Raw genomic sequence first — 16,570 nt, forward strand, 5'->3', positions numbered from 1 at the left:
ACCTCAGCGGTCGCCGAGGCCGAGCGTGTCCAGCACCCAGGCGTATTCGAACGCCACTTCCTTCCACTTCTCGTACTTTCCGCTGACGCCGCCGTGACCGGCGCTCATCTCGGTCTTCAGCAGCAGGCGCGAGTGGCCGGTCGAGGTGGCCCGCAGCCTGGCGATCCACTTGGCCGGTTCGACGTACAGCACGCGGGTGTCGTTGAGGCCGGTGGTGGCCAGGATCGCCGGATAGTCCACCGCCCGGACGTTCTCGTAGGGCGAGTACGACTTCATGTACTCGTACACCGCCGGATCCTCCAGCGGATTTCCCCACTCGTCCCATTCGGTCACGGTCAGCGGCAGTGACGGATCCAGGATCGAGGTCAGCGGGTCCACGAACGGCACGGCCGCCAGAATTCCGGCGAACAGTTCCGGCGCGAGATTGGCGACCGCGCCGACCAGCAGGCCGCCCGCACTGCCGCCGTCGGCGACCAGGCGGTCCGGCGCGGTGACGCCGGTATCGACCAGATGCCTTGCGCAGGAGACGAAATCGGTGAAGGTGTTCTTCTTGCGCAGCGTCTTGCCGTGCTCGTACCAGAGCCGGCCCATCTCACCGCCGCCGCGCACGTGCGCGACCGCGAACACCATGCCGCGATCCAGCAGCGACAGCCGCGACACCGAGAAACCCGGATCCATACTGGCCTCGTAGGAGCCGTATCCGTAGAGCAGCAACGGGTTCGGCTCATCCGCCGGCAGATCCCTGCGCCGCACCAGCGAGATCGGGATCCGGGTGCCGTCCGCGGCGATGGCCCAATCACGGTGCTGCTCATAGTCTTCCGGGTCGTAGCCGCCCAGCACCGCCTGCTCCTTGCGCAGCAGCAGCTCACCCGTTGCGGGTACGTAATCGAACACGCGCACCGGCGTGATGTACGAGGTCACGCCGACCCGCAGCGTCGGCTGCGCCCACTCCGGATTGCCCAGCACGCCCGCGGAGAACAACTCGAGCCCGAAATCCAGCTCGCGCAGTTCGCCGTAACCGCCGGATGTCAACGGCCACACCGCGACTCGCGGCAGCGCACCGCGGCGATAGGACAGCGCCAGATGGTCGGCGAAACAGTCCACACCCTCGAGCCGCACATCCTCGCGATGTTCGACGAGGGTGGTCATGGCGGCCGGGTCCTCGACGGGAGCCTCGGCGAGCACGAAGTTCTCCGCCTTGACCGTTCCGCCGCCGGGTGCGGGCACCTCGCCGTTGTGCAGGATCAGGAATCGGTCCCGCCCGCCGATGACCGCGTGCTCGGCGACGTACTCCACACCCTCCCGGCGCGGCAGCAGCACCCGGAACTCGCCCTCGGGATCATCGGATTCCAGGACCCGGATCTCGGTGGTGATCTTCGAATGCACCCCGATCATCAGGTACTTCTCCGAACGGGTGGTGTCCATGCCCACCGAGAAGCGCTCGTCCGGCTCGTGGAACACCCGGACGTCCTGCTCGTTCGGCGTGCCGAGCCGGTGCCGCCAGACGGTGTCCGAGCGCCATGCCTCGTCGTAGGTCTGATAGAACACGTGCGTACCGTCCAGCGACCAGGTCGCATCCGGTACGGTGCCCGCGATCTCGTCGGCGAGCTCGGCCCCGGTGCGCAGATCCTTGAAGCGCAGCACATATCGCTCGTCGCCGACGGTGTCCACCGAATAGGCCAGCAGATTGCCGTCGTTGCTGATCGAGTACGCGCCGACGGCGAAGTACTCGTGTCCCTCGGCCAGCAGGTTGCTGTCCAGCAGCACCTGCTCGCCGGGGACCTCGGTGGTGGCCTCGAGCGTGGGCGGGGTCCAGTCGTCCTTCGATCCGATCGGGCAGCGGCAGTGCGCGCCGTACTGTTTGCCCTCGAAGCTGCGCGAGTAGTACCAGAAATCGCCCATCCGGACCGGCACCGACAGATCGGTCTCCTGCGTGCGGGATTTGATCTCGTCGAAGATCTTGTCCCGCAACGGCTGTAGCTGCGCCGTGCAAGCCTCGGTGTAGGCGTTCTCCGCCTCCAGGTAGGCGATGACCTCCGGATCCTCCTTGTCGCGCAACCACTCGTATTCGTCGACGACGACGTCGCCGTGGTGCACGCGCTGCGCCGGGACCCGCTTCGCGATCGGCGGCGTCACCACGGACGGATCGGCGGCGTTGCGGATCGGGCCGGTACCAGTGTCGAGAGCCATGCGCTCCACCGTAGTCGGCGGGTCCGACAGGGCTGGTCGGACCCGGTGCGGCGGGCCCTGCCGGGCCCGCCGTGGCGCTCCCGGCGGGAACGTCGTGCCGACGCTAGGTCAATCTACGGGCGCGCGGGGTCACTCCCGGCAGCCGCGGGCCGACCACACCGTGGTCGCCGCGGCGAGCTTCCATCAAGAAGAACAGGGCCGCCTTGCGGCGCAGACACTGGTCCGCGGGGCAAGTGTTGTGGATACGCAAGATGTTGTGAGCCTGCTCGACGGTAAGGTGCCGGGGCACTACCGCGCAACTGTCGAAGACGGGTGCCATGCGGTGCTCCATCCTTTGTCGTGCCATGCTGTGACGCGGCGCGGGCGCCGGGCCTGGGCGGACCGGTGGACGCTGTATTCCCGCCACGAAGTTCTGAGTTTCCGCTCAGCTTGCCGGATAAACCACACGAGCCGGATAACACGGGAGAAATGTCCGCTGTCCGCCGAATGCCGCCCCATGTGATCGATCCCATTCCGGCCGGATACCCGCGCGACCGTCCGGTTTGCCGGGAACCGCACAGATCGGGCACCTCGTCCACCACACTGGACAACCGACCATTGCGACCGGGTCCGGTCGCGCGCGTCAACCAACCCCACCCGACCTGCCCTAATGCTCGGCACAGCGGCATGTCGACCGGAAAGCCGGGGCCGCGACGGTCCTGGGATCCCACCAGCGCCGGGCGGCGGACGCCTCCCGCGACGGCGACCCGAACCACCATTCCGGAAGGCCCACTTCCACATCGGAATAACGCCAATACGGTGTAGTCCATATCAACTGGCACGGACGATATTCCGCTCGGAATTACCCTTTTGTCTCAGGTGTTGAACATCACTATTCTCATGTGGTTCATATTGGGTCACGAACCAGTGCAGGAGCATCCGTGGAAGAGAAGAACCGTGAGATCGAGCCCGACGCCGTCTGGCACCGCAGCAGCGAGACCGGGGGCGTCGAGGTGGCGTTCCTGGCCACAGGCAACATCGGGCTGCGCGATGCGAAGAATCCCGACGGCCCGGTGCTGATCTTCACCCCCGGCGAGTGGCGGGCCTTCGTCGCGGGCGCCAAGGACGGGGAATTCAACCGGCCCGGAGCCTGATCCGCGCGTCGCCGCCGTTCACGCGCCCAGCGCCCGCGCCACCGTTGGCCAGGAGTTGTGCAGATCGTCCTTCCAGTAGGCCCACGAATGCGTGCCGACCGGATTCTGGACGATGTCGGCCGGAATGTTCAACGCGCGCAGGCGCTGCGCGAACGCGGTGACGCAGGTGTCCACGGCGGCCTCGATCGGGACGCCGGTCAGGATGTTCTCCGCCAGTTGCGGTTTCAGCTCGCCCTCGTGCGGTCCGGGCACGCCCGAGCCGGTGGACAGGTAGATGGTCTTGCCGCGCAGGCGATTCGCGAGCAGCGCCGGATCGTGCGCGCCCCAGTCCGGGCTGCCCGGCGCACCCCACATATTGCCCGGATCACCACCGCGATTGGCGATGGAGAACATGATCGGCCACTGCGCCATCCCCATGTCCGGGCACGCGCTGTAGCCGGCGACCGCGCGGTACAGCTGCGGATTGCGCACGGCCAGAGTGAAAGCCGCCATCCCGCCCATGGACAGTCCGCCGATCCCGTTGACGCCGTTGCCCGCGAACGTGCGGTCGACGATCGGCGGCAGCTCCCGGGTCAGGAACGTCTCCCATTGGTAGTGGCCGAGATTCGGGTCCTCGCGCTCCCAGTTCGTGTAGTAGCTGGCCTCCCCGCCCATCGGCAGCACCACGTTGACGTTCTTGTTCGCGAAGAACGGCTCGGCGTCGGTGGCGTTGGTCCAACTGCTCTGCAGCGGGCCCGGATCCAGGCCGTCGAGCAGGTAGTAGGAGGGCCGGGCGTGCGAGCCGACCGGATGCAGCACCTGCACCTGCACGACGTGGCCCATCGCGGGCGAGTCGATGAACAGCGCGGACCTGGTCGGCCCCAGCTGGGTCGTCCCGACGACCCGGGCCGCCGCGGCGCGCGGTTGCCCGATCAGCGACGCGGAAATTCCCAGAACCATGGCCAGCACCACAACAGCTATCGACCCGTGCCGCATATCCCCGCCTCCATCAGCCCTGTGATCCCGAATCATCAAGATAACCCGCGCAAACAGGTCAGGGGGTGATTTGACCAAGGGGCTTTCGACTGGCAAATCACCGGCTCGAGCGGGACGCGACCGGTGAACGGCCTATTCCGACGCCAGCCGTCCCAACGCGCCGCGGATGGATGCGGCCAGATAGTCCAGATCCTCCCGCGGCGGCGTCCGCGGCCGTCCGCGCAGCCCGAACCCGTCGCCCGGGGTGCGCGGAATGACGTGCAGATGCACGTGGAACACCTCCTGGCCGGCCGTAACACCGTCGGCGAGAAAGAAATTCACCCCGTCGCAGTTCACCTCGCCGGTCCGCAGCGCCGCGGCCAGCTGCTGCCCGACCCGGAACAGCTTGCCGCCGATCTCGGGATCCAGCTCGGCCAGGGACCGCGCGGGCGCCTTCGGCACCACCAGCAGATGACCGGGCGTCATCGGGCGAATATCCATGAACGCCAGCACATCCGGGTCCTCGTAGACGATCGATGCCGGAGCCCGGCCGGCCACGATGTCGGCGAAGATCGTGTATGGATCCATACTGCGTTTATAGGCCATCCCGGGCCGATATGGCGACCGCTCGGCTACCGGCTCCCGGTTAGAGAATCGGCGCGGGGGTGTAGCGAGCGGCTTCGGGGTTGGCCTCGACCAGCTTCTCCACCTGCGCGACGACATCGGCGATCTGAGCCTGGGCCGCGCCGATGAAGGCCGAACGGTCGGCCAGGGCGGCGTCGAGGGCGGTGCGGTCCAGCGGCATGCGGTCGTCGGCGGCCAGGCGGTCCAGCAGGTCGGGTTCGCGGCCCTGCTCGCGCATGGCCAGCGCCACCGCGACGGCATGTTCCTTGATGACCTCGTGCGCGCTCTCGCGACCGACCCCGGCGCGCACGGCGGCCATCAGGATGCGGGTGGTGGCCAGGAACGGCAGATAGCGGTTCAGTTCGCGCTCGATCACCGCAGGGTACGCGCCGAATTCCGCGAGCACCGTCAGGAAGGTCTCCAGCATCCCGTCGACGGCGAAGAACGCGTCCGGCAGCGCGACGCGGCGCACCACCGAACAGAACACATCACCCTCGTTCCATTGCGCCCCAGCCAGTTCCGCGGCCATCGACGCGTATCCGCGCAGCACCACCTGCAAACCGTTGACGCGCTCGCAGGATCGGGTGTTCATCTTGTGCGGCATCGCCGAGGAACCCACCTGGCCGGGCGCGAAGCCCTCGGTGACCAGTTCGTTTCCGGCCATCAGCCGCACCGTGTGCGCGAAAGACGAAGGGCCCGAGCCGATCTGGACCAGCGCGGAGAGCACGTCGTGATCGAGCGAGCGCGGATACACCTGCCCGACGCTGGTGAGCACCGACGCGAAACCCAAGTGCCGCGCCACTTTCTGCTCCAGCTGGGCCAGTTTGCCCGCATCGCCGTCGAGCAGATCGAGCATGTCCTGTGCGGTGCCCATCGGCCCCTTGATGCCGCGCAACGGATAGCGGTCGATCAGCTCGCGCACGCGGGTCAGCGCGATGAGCACTTCGTCTGCGGCGGAAGCGAATCGCTTGCCCAGCGTGGTGGCCTGCGCGGCCACGTTGTGCGAACGACCGGCCATCACCAGCGCCTGGTACTGCGCGGCCCGCTCGGCCAGCCGGGCGGCCACCGCGACACCGTGCGCGTAGACGTGTTCGAGCGAAAGGCGGATCTGCAGCTGCTCGACGTTCTCGGTGAGATCGCGGCTGGTCATCCCCTTGTGGATGTGCTCGTGCCCGGCCAGGGCGTTGAACTCCTCGATCCGCGCCTTCACATCGTGCCGGGTGACCCGTTCACGTTCGGCGATCGAGGTCAGATCGACCTGCTCGACCACCCGCTCGTAATCGGCGAGCACCCCGTCCGGGATGTCGATACCCAGTTCGGACTGAGCCCGCAGCACCTCGAGCCACAGGCGACGCTCCAGCACGATCTTGTGCTCGGGCGACCACAGCCGCACCAATTCGGGGCTGGCATAGCGGGTGGCGAGGACATTCGGCACGAGGGTCACGAACATCCAGTCTACGGTTCCCGCTCAGTCCAGCGATCGGTGCCTGTCCAGTTGCTGGGGCTCGCTCCGATGCTGCGGGACCGGATGCGCCGGGATCGTGTGCGCGGCCATCGGGTGCGGCGGAATCGTATGCTGCGGCGCGGGCGGGGCGATCACGTCGATCAGCTCGAGCAGCGCGCCGCGGGCAGTGCGCCGCGGCTGCGGATCCAGTTCGGTCAGCGCCGCGACGACCGCACCGTCCACCATGGCCACCAGCCGTCGCAGCTGTTCGGCGCGCACCACCCGATCGGATCGGCGCAGCGCCTCGGCGAGCAGCTCCTCGAGCTGCGCGCGTAGTCGTAGCTGTACCTCGCGCAGTTCCGGATGCCGGGCCGAGGCCACCGAACGCTCGTAGCGGGCGATCAACCGGCCGCGGGCGGACTCGTCGGGTGCGTCCGCACCGACCAGCAGATCCAGGATCAGGTCGACGGTCGCGTCGGTGCCGCGGCGGCGGTGCGGGACGTCGCCGACGCGGCGGCGCATCACCTCGAGTTCGGCGTTGCCGCTGAACTCGACCGCGCGCGCGATCAGATCCTCGAGCGACGCGAAGTAGTACGTCGTCGAGGCCAGGGGAAGTTCCGCGCGGGTGGCCACCGAGCGGTGGCGCACTGCGTCGAATCCTCCTTCGAGTAGCAACTCGGCGGCAGCCGCGACCAACGCTTGGCGACGCCTTTCACCTTTCGGGGTCGTCGCGGTGATCACCGTGTCATCGTGCCAGTCATCATCGGTTCATCCGTGCCAAATCGGTGCGATCTGTGAGAATCCAGTTCGAGTGGGCAAACGTGCAGGTGTTGAAAATACAACCATGGCTTTTGTACCCCATCCGCGGGCGTCGCGTGGGTGTCTGGGGAAAGTCCTTGCGGCACAATCCGCTTCGGTTGCCTAGTCAAACGCCCAGGAAGCGGCCCATGCGGGCCAGCGCCTCCTCGATATCCGCGGTCGCCCCGGCGAAGGACAGCCGAATGGTGTGACTGCCGTTGCGAGTATCGAAATCGGTGCCCGGCGCGAGGGCGACACCCGTGCCGGCGAGTAGATCCGCGCACCAGCGGGTGGCGTCGTCGGTGAGGTGCGCGATATCGGCGTAGGCGTAGAACGCGCCGTCGGCGGGGGCCAGGTCGGTGATCCCCAGCCGGGGCAGGCCGTCCAGCAGCAGGGCGCGGTTGCGGGCGTAGCGGCGCACGTGGCCGTCGAGCTCCCGGCGTGACTCGGTGTCGAAGGCGTGCACCGCGGCGTACTGGGAGATCGCGGGCGGGCAGACGGTCATATTCGAGGCCAGCCGCTGCAGCGCGGGTCGCAGGCCCTCGGGCACCAGCATCCAGCCCAGCCGCCAGCCGGTCATGGAGAAGTACTTCGAGACCGAACCGATGACCACCGATTCGCGGGAGGTCTCCCAGGCCGAGGACGTCGCGGTCGCGTCCGCGCCTGCGTCGTAGACGATGCCGTGGTAGATCTCGTCGGAGATCAGCAGTGTGCCGTGCGCATCGCACCAGCGGGCCAGCGCGGCCAGTTCGGCCGGGTCGATCATGGTTCCGGTCGGATTGGCCGGACTCGCCACGATCAACCCGGCGGGCGGTTCGGGCAGCGCCTCGAGCATCTCGACCGTCGGCTGGAACCGGGTCCGCGCGCCGCAGTCCAGTTCCACCACGCGACATCCCAAGGCCGACAACGTATTCCGATACGCCGGATAACCCGGCCGGGCCACCACGACGGTGTCGCCGACATCGAAGGCGGCCAGGAAGATCAGCGTGAACGCGCCGGAGGATCCGGTGGTGACCACCACGTCCTCGGCGTCGACCTCGATGCCGTAGCCGTCGCGGTGGTACGCGGCGATGGCCGCGCGCAGTTCGGGGGTGCCGAAAGTCTCGGTGTAGCCGAGCAGTTCGGCGTCCAGGGCGGCCCTGGTCGCCCGCAGCACCGGCGCGGGGGCCGGGGTGGATGGTTGTCCCGCGGCCAGCACCAGGACGTCGCCGTGAGTGCGAGCGCGTTCGGCGGCCGCCTTCCACACATCCATGACGTAGAAGGCGGGAACGGTGGACCGACGGGATTCACTGCGCACCCGACGACGGTAGAACACGTGCCCTCGGGCGCGACGAGCACCGCCCGAAGGCCGGAACCTGCCGAGGCCGACGCAGGATCCCCCGCCGTGCCCGAAGCCGCATCACACCCGCGCGCCCAGGGGTAGACCACGCCGGATGGCGGCGTCCGCGTGGCCGGGGTCACTCCCCTGTTATCGTCGGCGAATGCCTGACGAGGCGCGCCACACGACGATTTCCGGGGATAGCCGGACCGTGATCCGCCCCGACTGGCGTACCGAACTGCACCGCGAACGTTCCTCGCGCGGCGAGCGGATTCGCCGTGGATGGACGCGCGCGCGGGGCTCGGTCCGGCGGATCGTCCGGATGATCGCGGGCCTGGACTGGCGGGGATTCGTGCGGCGGGACTGGCCGGGCGAGGCGCGCGGGGTGTGGTTGCGCGGACGCGGCTTCGTGCTCGCGCATCGGATACTGGTCGGGGGCGTCGTGCTCGTCGGGCTGGCCGCCGCCGGGGACGGCACCGCACCGCACACGGTGGACTCCACGCCCGCTCCCGGTGTGGCACAGCGCATTCCGGTGGCCTATCCGCTGCAGGTGCAGGCCGAGCCGGCGACCAGCGCCCGCGATCTGGCCGCCATCGACAACGGTGAGCGCCTGCGCGAACAGGATGTGGTGGCCGCGGCCGCCCGCGCCACCCTGGACCGGGCCAAGGCCGAGGCCGCCGCCGCGGCGGCCGGACAACCCTCACCGCTGCTCGGCGGCCCGAGCGCCGCGCTGCCCGGCGGCATCGAGGGCAGTATCGGCGGCTACGCGCTGCCCGCCCGCGGCGTATTCACCTCCGGATACGGATCACGCTGGGGCACTTTCCATTACGGCATCGACATCGCCGCGCCGATCGGCTCGCCCATCTACGCGGTCGCCGACGGCACCGTCATCAACGCGGGCCCCGCCCAGGGCTTCGGCCTGTGGGTGCGCATCCAGCACGACGATGGCACCATCTCCGTCTACGGCCACATGTACGACTTCTCGGTCTCGGTCGGCGAACGCGTCCGCGCCGGTCAGCAGATCGCCCGCGTGGGCAACCGCGGCGACTCCACCGGCCCCCACCTGCATTTCGAGATCCTCGTCAACGGCCAGCACATCGACCCTCAACCCTGGCTCGCCCTGCACGGCATCAAGGTCGGCTGATGCGGCATCCAGGCTGACGGCACTGAATCCTTCCGCGACAACATATCCCGACCGACTACCGGCCACTGTCAGACCTACGACACCGGACACGCCAGCCATGATGCACATACCCGCACCACGACTGTCGCACCGAAAACGATTCGCGATTCCGGCCGACCACCGACGCCCGCGTGTGGCCGCTGTGACGCGTCCCCGGCCCGACGTCGAAGCCGTTCCGCGACAGCGCATCCCGTCCTATTACGGACCACTCACCGGCCCCGCGGCGCTCGCCACGACGCGGTCACACCACAGGGCCGTCAGGGCAGCGCGGCGGCTACGCCCCGGACGGGATTGCGATGCGATTCTCCACCGCCGCGAGGCCGATGTCGGTGCGGAAGTGGCTGCCCGGCAGTTTGATCGGCGCGAAGCGGGCGTAGGCGCGGGCGCGGGCCTCGGTGAGATCGGCTCCGGTGGCGACGATGTTCAGCACGCGGCCACCGGCCGAGGTCAGGGCGCCGTCCTCGCGCAGGGACGTACCGGCATGCAGCACTTCGGCATTCGGCTCGGTGGCCTCTGGTCCGGCGCCGGTGATGACGTCGCCGGTCCGGGGGCGGCCGGGGTAGTTCTCCGCGGCCAGCACCACCGTGATCGCCGCGCCGTCCTTCCAGCGCGGGGGTTCGGCCTGGGCGAGGGTTCCGGTCGCGGTGGCGTTCAGCAGTTCGCCGAGCGGGCTGTCCAGCAGCGCCAGCACCGCCTGGGTCTCGGGATCGCCGAAGCGGCAATTGAATTCGACCACCGCGGGCCCGGCCTGGCCCATCGCGAGCCCAGCGTAGAGCAGGCCCGAGAACGGCACCTCACGCCGAACCATCTCCGCCGCAACAGGTTTCACGACCGTCTCGACGATCTCGGTGACCGCGCCCGCGGGCAGCCACGGCAGCGGCGTGTACGCGCCCATACCGCCGGTGTTGGGACCGATATCGCCGTCGCCGACCCGCTTGTGGTCCTGCGCGGGCAGCAGCGGCACCACCGTCTCCCCGTCCACCAGGCAGAACAGCGACACCTCGGGCCCGTCCAGGAAGGATTCCAGCAGCACCGGATGGCCCTGCTCGAGCAGTTCGGCGGCGTGGTCGCGGGCCGCGGACCGATCGCCGGTGACCACCACGCCCTTACCCGCGGCCAGGCCGTCGTCCTTGACCACCCAGGTCGGGCCGAAGCGGTCCAGCGCGGCATCGAGTTCACCCGGATGATCCACGATCTCGCTGTGCGCGGTGCGCACACCTGCCGCGGCCATCACGTCCTTGGCGAACGCCTTGGAACCTTCGATCCGCGCGGCCGAGGCGGACGGCCCGAAACAGGCGATCCCGGCCGCGCGCACGGCGTCGGCGATGCCGAGCACCAGCGGCACCTCGGGGCCGATCACCACCAGATCGGCGGCATAGTCGGTGGCCAGGGCGACCACGGCCTCCGCGCTGCACGGATCGACCGGCTTCACATCCGCCTGCAACGCGATTCCGGGATTGCCGGGCGCGGCGCAGACCGCGCTCACCCCCGGGTCCCGTCGCAGGGCCACTACCAAGGCGTGTTCACGAGCTCCGGAACCGATGACGAGTACGCGCACGCAGCACAGCTTAGGTGACCGCCGAATCGCCCCCGCCAGGTATCAGCGGGGGGAGCGCGCGCCGCCGCCCGACGCGCCTGGATGCGGGCCGGAAAGGTCCGCGCGGGACCGCCGGACACCGCAGCGCCGCACGGGACAGGGCACAATGCAGGCCATGGCTTCTGTTTTCAGCGCGATCATCGCCGGTCAGCTGCCCGGACGGTTCGTCTGGGAGGACGAGGAATTCGTCGCTTTCCTCACGATCAACCCGATCACCCAGGGGCATACGCTGGTGGTCCCGCGCCAGGAGATCGATCAGTGGCAGGACCTCGACCCCGAGGTGTTCGCCCGGATCAACGCGGTGGCGCAGAAGATCGGCAAGGCCGTGCGCGCCGCGTGGGACGCGCCCCGGGCCGGCCTGCTGATCGCCGGACTCGAGGTCCCGCACCTGCACCTGCACGTCTTCCCGGCGTTCGAGCTCGGCGACTTCAACATCTCGGGTGCGGATCCCGAGCCCAGCAAGGAATCCCTCGACGAGGCGCAAGACAAGATCAAGCAGGCCCTGCGCGATCTGGGCTACGGCGCGAACGTCCCGGACTGAACTCAGGAAGTCTCGCGCGGCAGCCGCACGGTGAACGTCGTGCCCTCGCCGACGGTGCTGTTCACCGACACCGTGCCGCCGTGCGAGGCGACCAGCGCCTGCACGATGGACAACCCCAGACCGGTGCCTCCGCTGTCCCGGCTGCGTGAGGTGTCGGTGCGGTAGAAGCGTTCGAAGATGCGCTCGGCCTCCTTGGGCGGCAGACCGGGACCGGTGTCGACGACCTCCAGCAGCACCTCGTGCTCGGCGGGGGTCAGCCGCACCGTCACCGGGGTGCCCGGCGGCGTGTGCACCAGCGCGTTTCCGGCCAGATTGCCCAGCACCTGACGCAGACGCGCCTCGTCGCCGGAGACCTCCAAAGTTCCTTCACCGGAACGGATTTCGAGATCGATGGGCCGCGGCGGGCCGTCCGGGTGCCGGGTCGCGTCGACCGCGCGCAGATTGTGCACGGTGTCGCTGGCGATCGCCAGCAGATCCACCTCCCGGCGTTCCAGCGGACGCTGCGCGTCCAGCCGCGCCAGCATCAGCAGATCCTCCACCAGCAGACTCATCCGCTTGGCCTCGCGCTCGATCCGATCCATGAACAGTTCCGAATCCGGCACGGCCCCTTGCCGATACAGCTCGGCGAAACCCTGGATGGTCGTGAGCGGCGTGCGCAGTTCGTGACTGGCGTCCGCGACGAACCGGCGCATCTTGGCCTCCGAACGCCGCGCGGCCTCCTCGGACGCCTCGGTGGCGGCGAATGCCTGCTGAATCTGCGTGAGCATGCTGTTCAGCGACTGCGACAGCAGATCGACCTCGGTGCTGGTGCCGCGCACGGGAACTCGCCGATGCAGATCACCCCCGGCGATCGCGGACGCGGTCTTCTCCACCTCGTGCAGCGGTCGCAGACTGCGCCGGATGACCAGTTGCGCGACGGCCGCGAGGATCGCCAGCACCGCCAGCCCCACCACGATCTGCAGGCCGACCAGTCGACTGACGAGGTTCTTGCCCTGATCCAGATGCACCGCGACCACGCTGACACCGTCGGGATGAACAACCTCCAGTACCCGCCAGGTGTCGGACGGATTGCCGATCGTGCCGACCGTGCGCGGATGATTGTCCAGATCAGGGGGCAGATCCGGCACCGACGACGACGCCGGGGAGCGCACTTCCACCACCCCCTGCGCATTCGTCGTGCGCACGTAGAACATCGGCGGCAGGCGGCTCGGCAGATGCGCGTCCGGCCGCGCCCAGATATGCGCGGCGTCGAACAGTTGCCGGTCGACGCCGACGACGACGACACGTTGCATGACCGAGGTGACGACCACGCCGGAGATCAGCAGGCCGAGCCCGGCGAGAATCACCAGCGCGACGACCAACGTCACGCGCAACGGCACCGCCGCCAGGCGATGCATGATTGCCGCGCGAACTTTCCCGACGCCACCAGCCATGCCCGTATTCTCCATGTCGGCCGAAACAGTGTCGTCTATGGCCGATGACCTCCGATTCGGGTGGTCCGGCAGACGCTCATTTCGCCGGGGAATTCCTGCGACTGGGCGAACGCATGACATAGCCGACCCCGCGCAGCGTATGGATCAACTGATCCGGGCCGGTATCCACCTTCTTGCGCAGATAGGAGACATAGGTCTCGACCACCCCGACCTCGCCGCCGAAGTCGTAACGCCAGACGTGATCGAGAATGCGCGGCTTGCTCAGCACCGTGCCCGCATTCACCATGAAATAGCGCAGCAGGGTGAACTCGGTCGGGGACAGCGAAACCGGATCCCCCGCCTTCCACACCTCGTGCGTATCGTCGTCCAATTCGATGTCCTCGAACCGGATTCGCGAGGATTTGCGTTCCTCCACCGCATGGCCGGAACGCCGCAGAATCACCCGCAATCGCGCGACGACCTCCTCGAGACTGAACGGTTTGGTGACGTAGTCGTCCGCGCCGAGGGTCAGGCCGGTGACTTTGTCCTCCACCTCGTCGCGGGCGGTCAGGAACAGCACGGGAGCCTCTATACCGTCGGCGCGCAGCCGCCGCAGCAGGCCGAAGCCGTCCATTCCCGGCATCATCACATCGACGATCAGCGCGTCGGGCCGGAAGGTCTTGGCCTTGTCCAGCCCCTCCGCGCCGTTGCCGGCCGAGGTCACTTCGAACCCCTGGTAACGCAGGCTCACCGACAGCAGTTCGACGATCATGGGCTCATCGTCGACGACCAGAATCCTGGCCTCGGGCGCCCGGTCCGCTGGCACACCATTCATGGAGGACATCGTCCCTCGCCGAGTGCCGAACCCGCTGAACGTTGCCTGAGAGTTTCCTGGGAAGGGTCTAGGTTCTCGCTCTGAACCCGCCGCGAGCGGCCACAACGTCCCTGTTCCGACCGGTACCCGCGACGCGCTCGCGGGCACGAGCGGATGCCCGCCCGATGCGGAACCGTCGGAACGCGGCGCCACGTGAGCATTGTCGGCGACCTCGAATTCACCATTTCCGCACGGTCGCGCCCTGGCCATATCGGCCTCGAAAAAGGTTGCGCGATAGGCGACTCCGCGCTCGAGGCCGGAGGCCGCATTATTCACGCACGGGATTCCCTCCCGCAGAAGGGAATACCAGAGGGGCGGGTGGGAATTATCCGGGCGGGATCGCATCATCAGCTCCGAACCTCGCCGCCCGGCAAGCCCCCGGTGACCACGGAGGCCGTCGCCCGGCCGCGCCGCAACAGGACATATTATCACACGAATTGCATTGCGCCCGCTGGATATTGGCTTTTCACACCTGCAGACCAGGAGACGAGTGATGACGAATGAGCGGGGCGTGGATCCCAGCAAACCCAGTAGCGCTCGCATCTACGATTATTTCCTCGGCGGCAAGGACAATTACGAGGTCGACCGCCAGGCCGCGGCCAAGATCCTCGAGGTGTGGCCGACCGTCGCCTCGGGCGTCCACCACAACCGCGACTTCATGGCCCGAGCGGTGCGCACGTTGAGCGATCTCGAAACCATGCGCCGCGCCCTGGCCACCTACCGAGCCAGCGGAGTACACGCCCAGAACCGCAATCGCGACGAGGTCACCCGCCTATTCGACGGCTACGAACTCCTGGACCCAGGCGTCGTCGGCGTCCACCGCTGGCGCCCCGAGGCCGACCTCCCCGAGTGGCGAGACGCCGAAGCGGGCTGCTGGGCAGGCGTCGCCCGCAAGAACTGAGTTGCTGGAGCCCCCTGTCAGGATTGAACTGACGACCTTTCGCTTACAAGGCGAGTGCTCTACCACTGAGCTAAGGAGGCGGGAAAAGCGGAGCCATCATAACCGGGGGGATGGCTGGTCGGGAAAAGACGTGGTCACGGGGATGGGGGGAGCCGGGCGACCGCATGAGCAGGGACATGCGGTCGCCGGGTCGTCGTGCCCCACGCGTGTCGAGCGGCTGTGCTCAGGACTGGGACTGACGGGCCGCGTCGTCGGCCGCCATCGCGTCGCGCAGGCTCTTGGGACGCATATCGGTCCAGTTCTTCTCGACGTACTCGACGCAGGCAGCCCGGCTGTCCTCACCGAACACGACTCGCCAACCGGCGGGAACCTCCGCGAAAGCCGGCCAGAGGGAATGCTGCTCCTCGTCGTTGACCAGAACGAAGAAGCGTCCGTCTTCGTCATCGAAGGGGTTGGTGCTCATCTCACCTCACTGATACTGGCGCTGTGTGTTGGGAATGCGCTAGGGGTACGAAACGCTGACGGCCGCGCGAAGCGACCCCCATACGTATGTCGACCCTAGCAAGACAGGCGTTACCCTCGGGGCGTTACCTCCGGGGGCACACCGCATCAGCCGCCGAAGAATTCCAGCAGCACCTTGTTCACCGCGTCGGGACGTTCCAGATAACCGTAGTGCCCGGCGTCGGGAATCTCCTGGTACCGCGCGGCGGGGATGACCTGAGCGACCTCACGGGCCAGATACGGCGGGATCATCCGGTCGTCGGCGAATCCGACCGCGAGGCACGGCACCTTGATGCCGCGGTACGCCTGCAACCGGTCGAAATCGTGATCCATCGCGCGCTGCGCCCGGATCCCGGGGGTGACCGGCCCGCCGGTGAACTCGAACAGATCGAGCCAGTCCCGCGCCGCGTTGACGTCGGCGAGGGTCGCGGGTGAAAGATTCATCACAGCGGTCAGCGCGGCCTCGTACTTCGGCGGCAGCTTCACCCCTTCGGCGTCGAGTTCGTGCTCACCCAGCGACAACGTCTTCTGGAACTGGTCCAGCCGCCCGTGCCCGGCCAGGAAGACCGCCTTGCGAACAAGGTCGGGCCGGGTCAGTGCGAGTTCCTGCGATACCCGCGCGCCCATCGACGTCCCGGCCAGCAGCACCGGGCCCTCGTCCAGGAATTCGATCAGCGCGGCGGTGTCGCTCACCAGATCGTCGATGGTCATTCCGCTCGCGGCCTCATAGGAGGGAGCGATGCCGCGGTTGTCGAAGGTGCACACCCGATATCCGGCCGAGACCAGCGCGGGAACCTGATGCAGTTCCCACACCCGGCCCGGACTACCGGTCCCCATCACCAGCACGACCAGCGGGGCGGCGCCCTTGATATCGCTGCCCTTGGCCTTGTCCCCCTTCACCTGATAGTTCAGTGCGATTCCGTTCACCGTGGCCAACGGCATGATGTTCCAAACCCTTTCTGCCTACACTGCGTACTGTCTCCCCAAAGGTATAGCCATCCTGAACCTCCCTGTTTCAGGCATGCTGCCGATATCACGTCAATACCCAGCACAGGCCGACCGAACCGCCCCTATTTCCCACGACCTATACCATTGACTTC

Annotated in this window: 15 protein-coding genes and 1 tRNA gene; 4 read left to right on the plus strand and 12 right to left on the minus strand. The window is 68.0% G+C overall.

Annotation, left to right across the window (positions count from 1 at the left end; translation table 11 throughout):
• Positions 1–3: 3 nt before the first annotated feature.
• The gene (locus NM2_RS18340) at positions 4–2,190 is read right to left on the minus strand and encodes a S9 family peptidase (protein ID WP_174575648.1); all 2,187 of its coding nucleotides are present in this window, start codon (positions 2,188–2,190) and stop codon (positions 4–6) included.
• Positions 2,191–3,110: 920 nt separating this feature from the next.
• Between NM2_RS18340 and NM2_RS18350 the strand changes: the two genes are divergently transcribed.
• Positions 3,111–3,323 (plus strand): DUF397 domain-containing protein, encoded by a 213-nt coding sequence (locus NM2_RS18350; protein WP_067670184.1) that lies wholly within the window; start codon positions 3,111–3,113, stop codon positions 3,321–3,323.
• Positions 3,324–3,341: 18 nt separating this feature from the next.
• Here NM2_RS18350 and NM2_RS18355 read toward each other — a convergent pair whose 3' ends face one another.
• The 5 genes from NM2_RS18355 to NM2_RS18375 form a co-directional block, all read right to left on the minus strand.
• On the minus strand, positions 3,342–4,298 hold the full coding sequence (locus NM2_RS18355) for an alpha/beta hydrolase (protein ID WP_067670186.1): 957 nt from the start codon (positions 4,296–4,298) through the stop codon (positions 3,342–3,344).
• Positions 4,299–4,430: 132 nt separating this feature from the next.
• Complete coding sequence (locus tag NM2_RS18360; RefSeq protein ID WP_067670188.1) at positions 4,431–4,865, minus strand: HIT family protein; 435 nt, start codon at positions 4,863–4,865, stop codon at positions 4,431–4,433.
• 58 nt (positions 4,866–4,923) lie between these two features.
• A complete protein-coding gene (purB, locus tag NM2_RS18365; protein WP_067670273.1) occupies positions 4,924–6,345 on the minus strand; it encodes an adenylosuccinate lyase in 1,422 nt (473 codons plus the stop codon).
• A 24-nt stretch (positions 6,346–6,369) separates the two neighbouring features.
• Positions 6,370–7,086, minus strand: coding sequence for a TetR/AcrR family transcriptional regulator (locus tag NM2_RS18370; RefSeq protein ID WP_084531212.1), 717 nt, complete (start codon positions 7,084–7,086; stop codon positions 6,370–6,372).
• Between the two features lie 184 nt (positions 7,087–7,270).
• Positions 7,271–8,440 carry a pyridoxal phosphate-dependent aminotransferase gene (locus NM2_RS18375; protein ID WP_067670274.1) on the minus strand — a complete coding sequence of 390 codons (1,170 nt, stop codon included), beginning with the start codon at positions 8,438–8,440 and terminating at the stop codon, positions 7,271–7,273.
• Between the two features lie 184 nt (positions 8,441–8,624).
• Between NM2_RS18375 and NM2_RS18380 the strand changes: the two genes are divergently transcribed.
• Positions 8,625–9,605, plus strand: coding sequence for a M23 family metallopeptidase (locus tag NM2_RS18380; protein ID WP_067670190.1), 981 nt, complete (start codon positions 8,625–8,627; stop codon positions 9,603–9,605).
• Positions 9,606–9,918: 313 nt separating this feature from the next.
• On the opposite strand, the gene purD is transcribed toward NM2_RS18380, so the two are convergent.
• Positions 9,919–11,202, minus strand: coding sequence for a phosphoribosylamine--glycine ligase (purD, locus tag NM2_RS18385; RefSeq protein ID WP_067670192.1), 1,284 nt, complete (start codon positions 11,200–11,202; stop codon positions 9,919–9,921).
• Positions 11,203–11,356: 154 nt separating this feature from the next.
• Between purD and NM2_RS18390 the strand changes: the two genes are divergently transcribed.
• Complete coding sequence (locus NM2_RS18390) at positions 11,357–11,782, plus strand: HIT family protein (RefSeq protein WP_067670276.1); 426 nt, start codon at positions 11,357–11,359, stop codon at positions 11,780–11,782.
• A 2-nt stretch (positions 11,783–11,784) separates the two neighbouring features.
• Here NM2_RS18390 and NM2_RS18395 read toward each other — a convergent pair whose 3' ends face one another.
• On the minus strand, positions 11,785–13,215 hold the full coding sequence (locus tag NM2_RS18395) for a HAMP domain-containing sensor histidine kinase (protein WP_245718097.1): 1,431 nt from the start codon (positions 13,213–13,215) through the stop codon (positions 11,785–11,787).
• A gap of 76 nt (positions 13,216–13,291) precedes the next feature.
• Positions 13,292–14,029: a response regulator transcription factor gene (locus tag NM2_RS18400; RefSeq protein ID WP_067670194.1), complete on the minus strand. Its 738-nt coding sequence runs from the start codon at positions 14,027–14,029 to the stop codon at positions 13,292–13,294.
• A gap of 532 nt (positions 14,030–14,561) precedes the next feature.
• Here NM2_RS18400 and NM2_RS18405 point away from each other — a divergent pair.
• Complete coding sequence (locus NM2_RS18405) at positions 14,562–14,969, plus strand: SAM-dependent methyltransferase (protein ID WP_067670196.1); 408 nt, start codon at positions 14,562–14,564, stop codon at positions 14,967–14,969.
• A 5-nt stretch (positions 14,970–14,974) separates the two neighbouring features.
• On the opposite strand, the gene NM2_RS18410 is transcribed toward NM2_RS18405, so the two are convergent.
• The 3 genes from NM2_RS18410 to NM2_RS18420 all read right to left on the minus strand — a co-directional run bounded on the left by NM2_RS18410 (position 14,975) and on the right by NM2_RS18420 (position 16,412).
• Positions 14,975–15,049, minus strand: a tRNA-Thr gene (locus tag NM2_RS18410).
• A 143-nt stretch (positions 15,050–15,192) separates the two neighbouring features.
• Complete coding sequence (locus NM2_RS18415) at positions 15,193–15,432, minus strand: MbtH family protein (protein WP_067670198.1); 240 nt, start codon at positions 15,430–15,432, stop codon at positions 15,193–15,195.
• Between the two features lie 146 nt (positions 15,433–15,578).
• On the minus strand, positions 15,579–16,412 hold the full coding sequence (locus tag NM2_RS18420; RefSeq protein ID WP_067670200.1) for an alpha/beta fold hydrolase: 834 nt from the start codon (positions 16,410–16,412) through the stop codon (positions 15,579–15,581).
• Between the last annotated feature and the right edge of the window lie 158 nt (positions 16,413–16,570).

The organism is Nocardia miyunensis NBRC 108239, from assembly GCF_001613065.1.
GTDB classification, from domain to species: domain Bacteria; phylum Actinomycetota; class Actinomycetes; order Mycobacteriales; family Mycobacteriaceae; genus Nocardia; species Nocardia miyunensis.

Bases quoted from the DNA above. Each gene is read 5' to 3' on its own strand.
- NM2_RS18340 (WP_174575648.1), bottom strand. From the start codon at position 2,190: ATGGCTCTCGACACTGGTACCGGCCCGATCCGCAACGCCGCCGATCCG.
- NM2_RS18355 (WP_067670186.1), bottom strand. From the start codon at position 4,298: ATGCGGCACGGGTCGATAGCTGTTGTGGTGCTGGCCATGGTTCTGGGA.
- NM2_RS18360 (WP_067670188.1), bottom strand. From the start codon at position 4,865: ATGGATCCATACACGATCTTCGCCGACATCGTGGCCGGCCGGGCTCCG.
- NM2_RS18380 (WP_067670190.1), top strand. From the start codon at position 8,625: ATGCCTGACGAGGCGCGCCACACGACGATTTCCGGGGATAGCCGGACC.
- NM2_RS18390 (WP_067670276.1), top strand. From the start codon at position 11,357: ATGGCTTCTGTTTTCAGCGCGATCATCGCCGGTCAGCTGCCCGGACGG.
- NM2_RS18395 (WP_245718097.1), bottom strand. From the start codon at position 13,215: ATGGCTGGTGGCGTCGGGAAAGTTCGCGCGGCAATCATGCATCGCCTG.
- NM2_RS18400 (WP_067670194.1), bottom strand. From the start codon at position 14,029: ATGAATGGTGTGCCAGCGGACCGGGCGCCCGAGGCCAGGATTCTGGTC.
- NM2_RS18405 (WP_067670196.1), top strand. From the start codon at position 14,562: ATGACGAATGAGCGGGGCGTGGATCCCAGCAAACCCAGTAGCGCTCGC.
- NM2_RS18415 (WP_067670198.1), bottom strand. From the start codon at position 15,432: ATGAGCACCAACCCCTTCGATGACGAAGACGGACGCTTCTTCGTTCTG.
- NM2_RS18420 (WP_067670200.1), bottom strand. From the start codon at position 16,412: ATGCCGTTGGCCACGGTGAACGGAATCGCACTGAACTATCAGGTGAAG.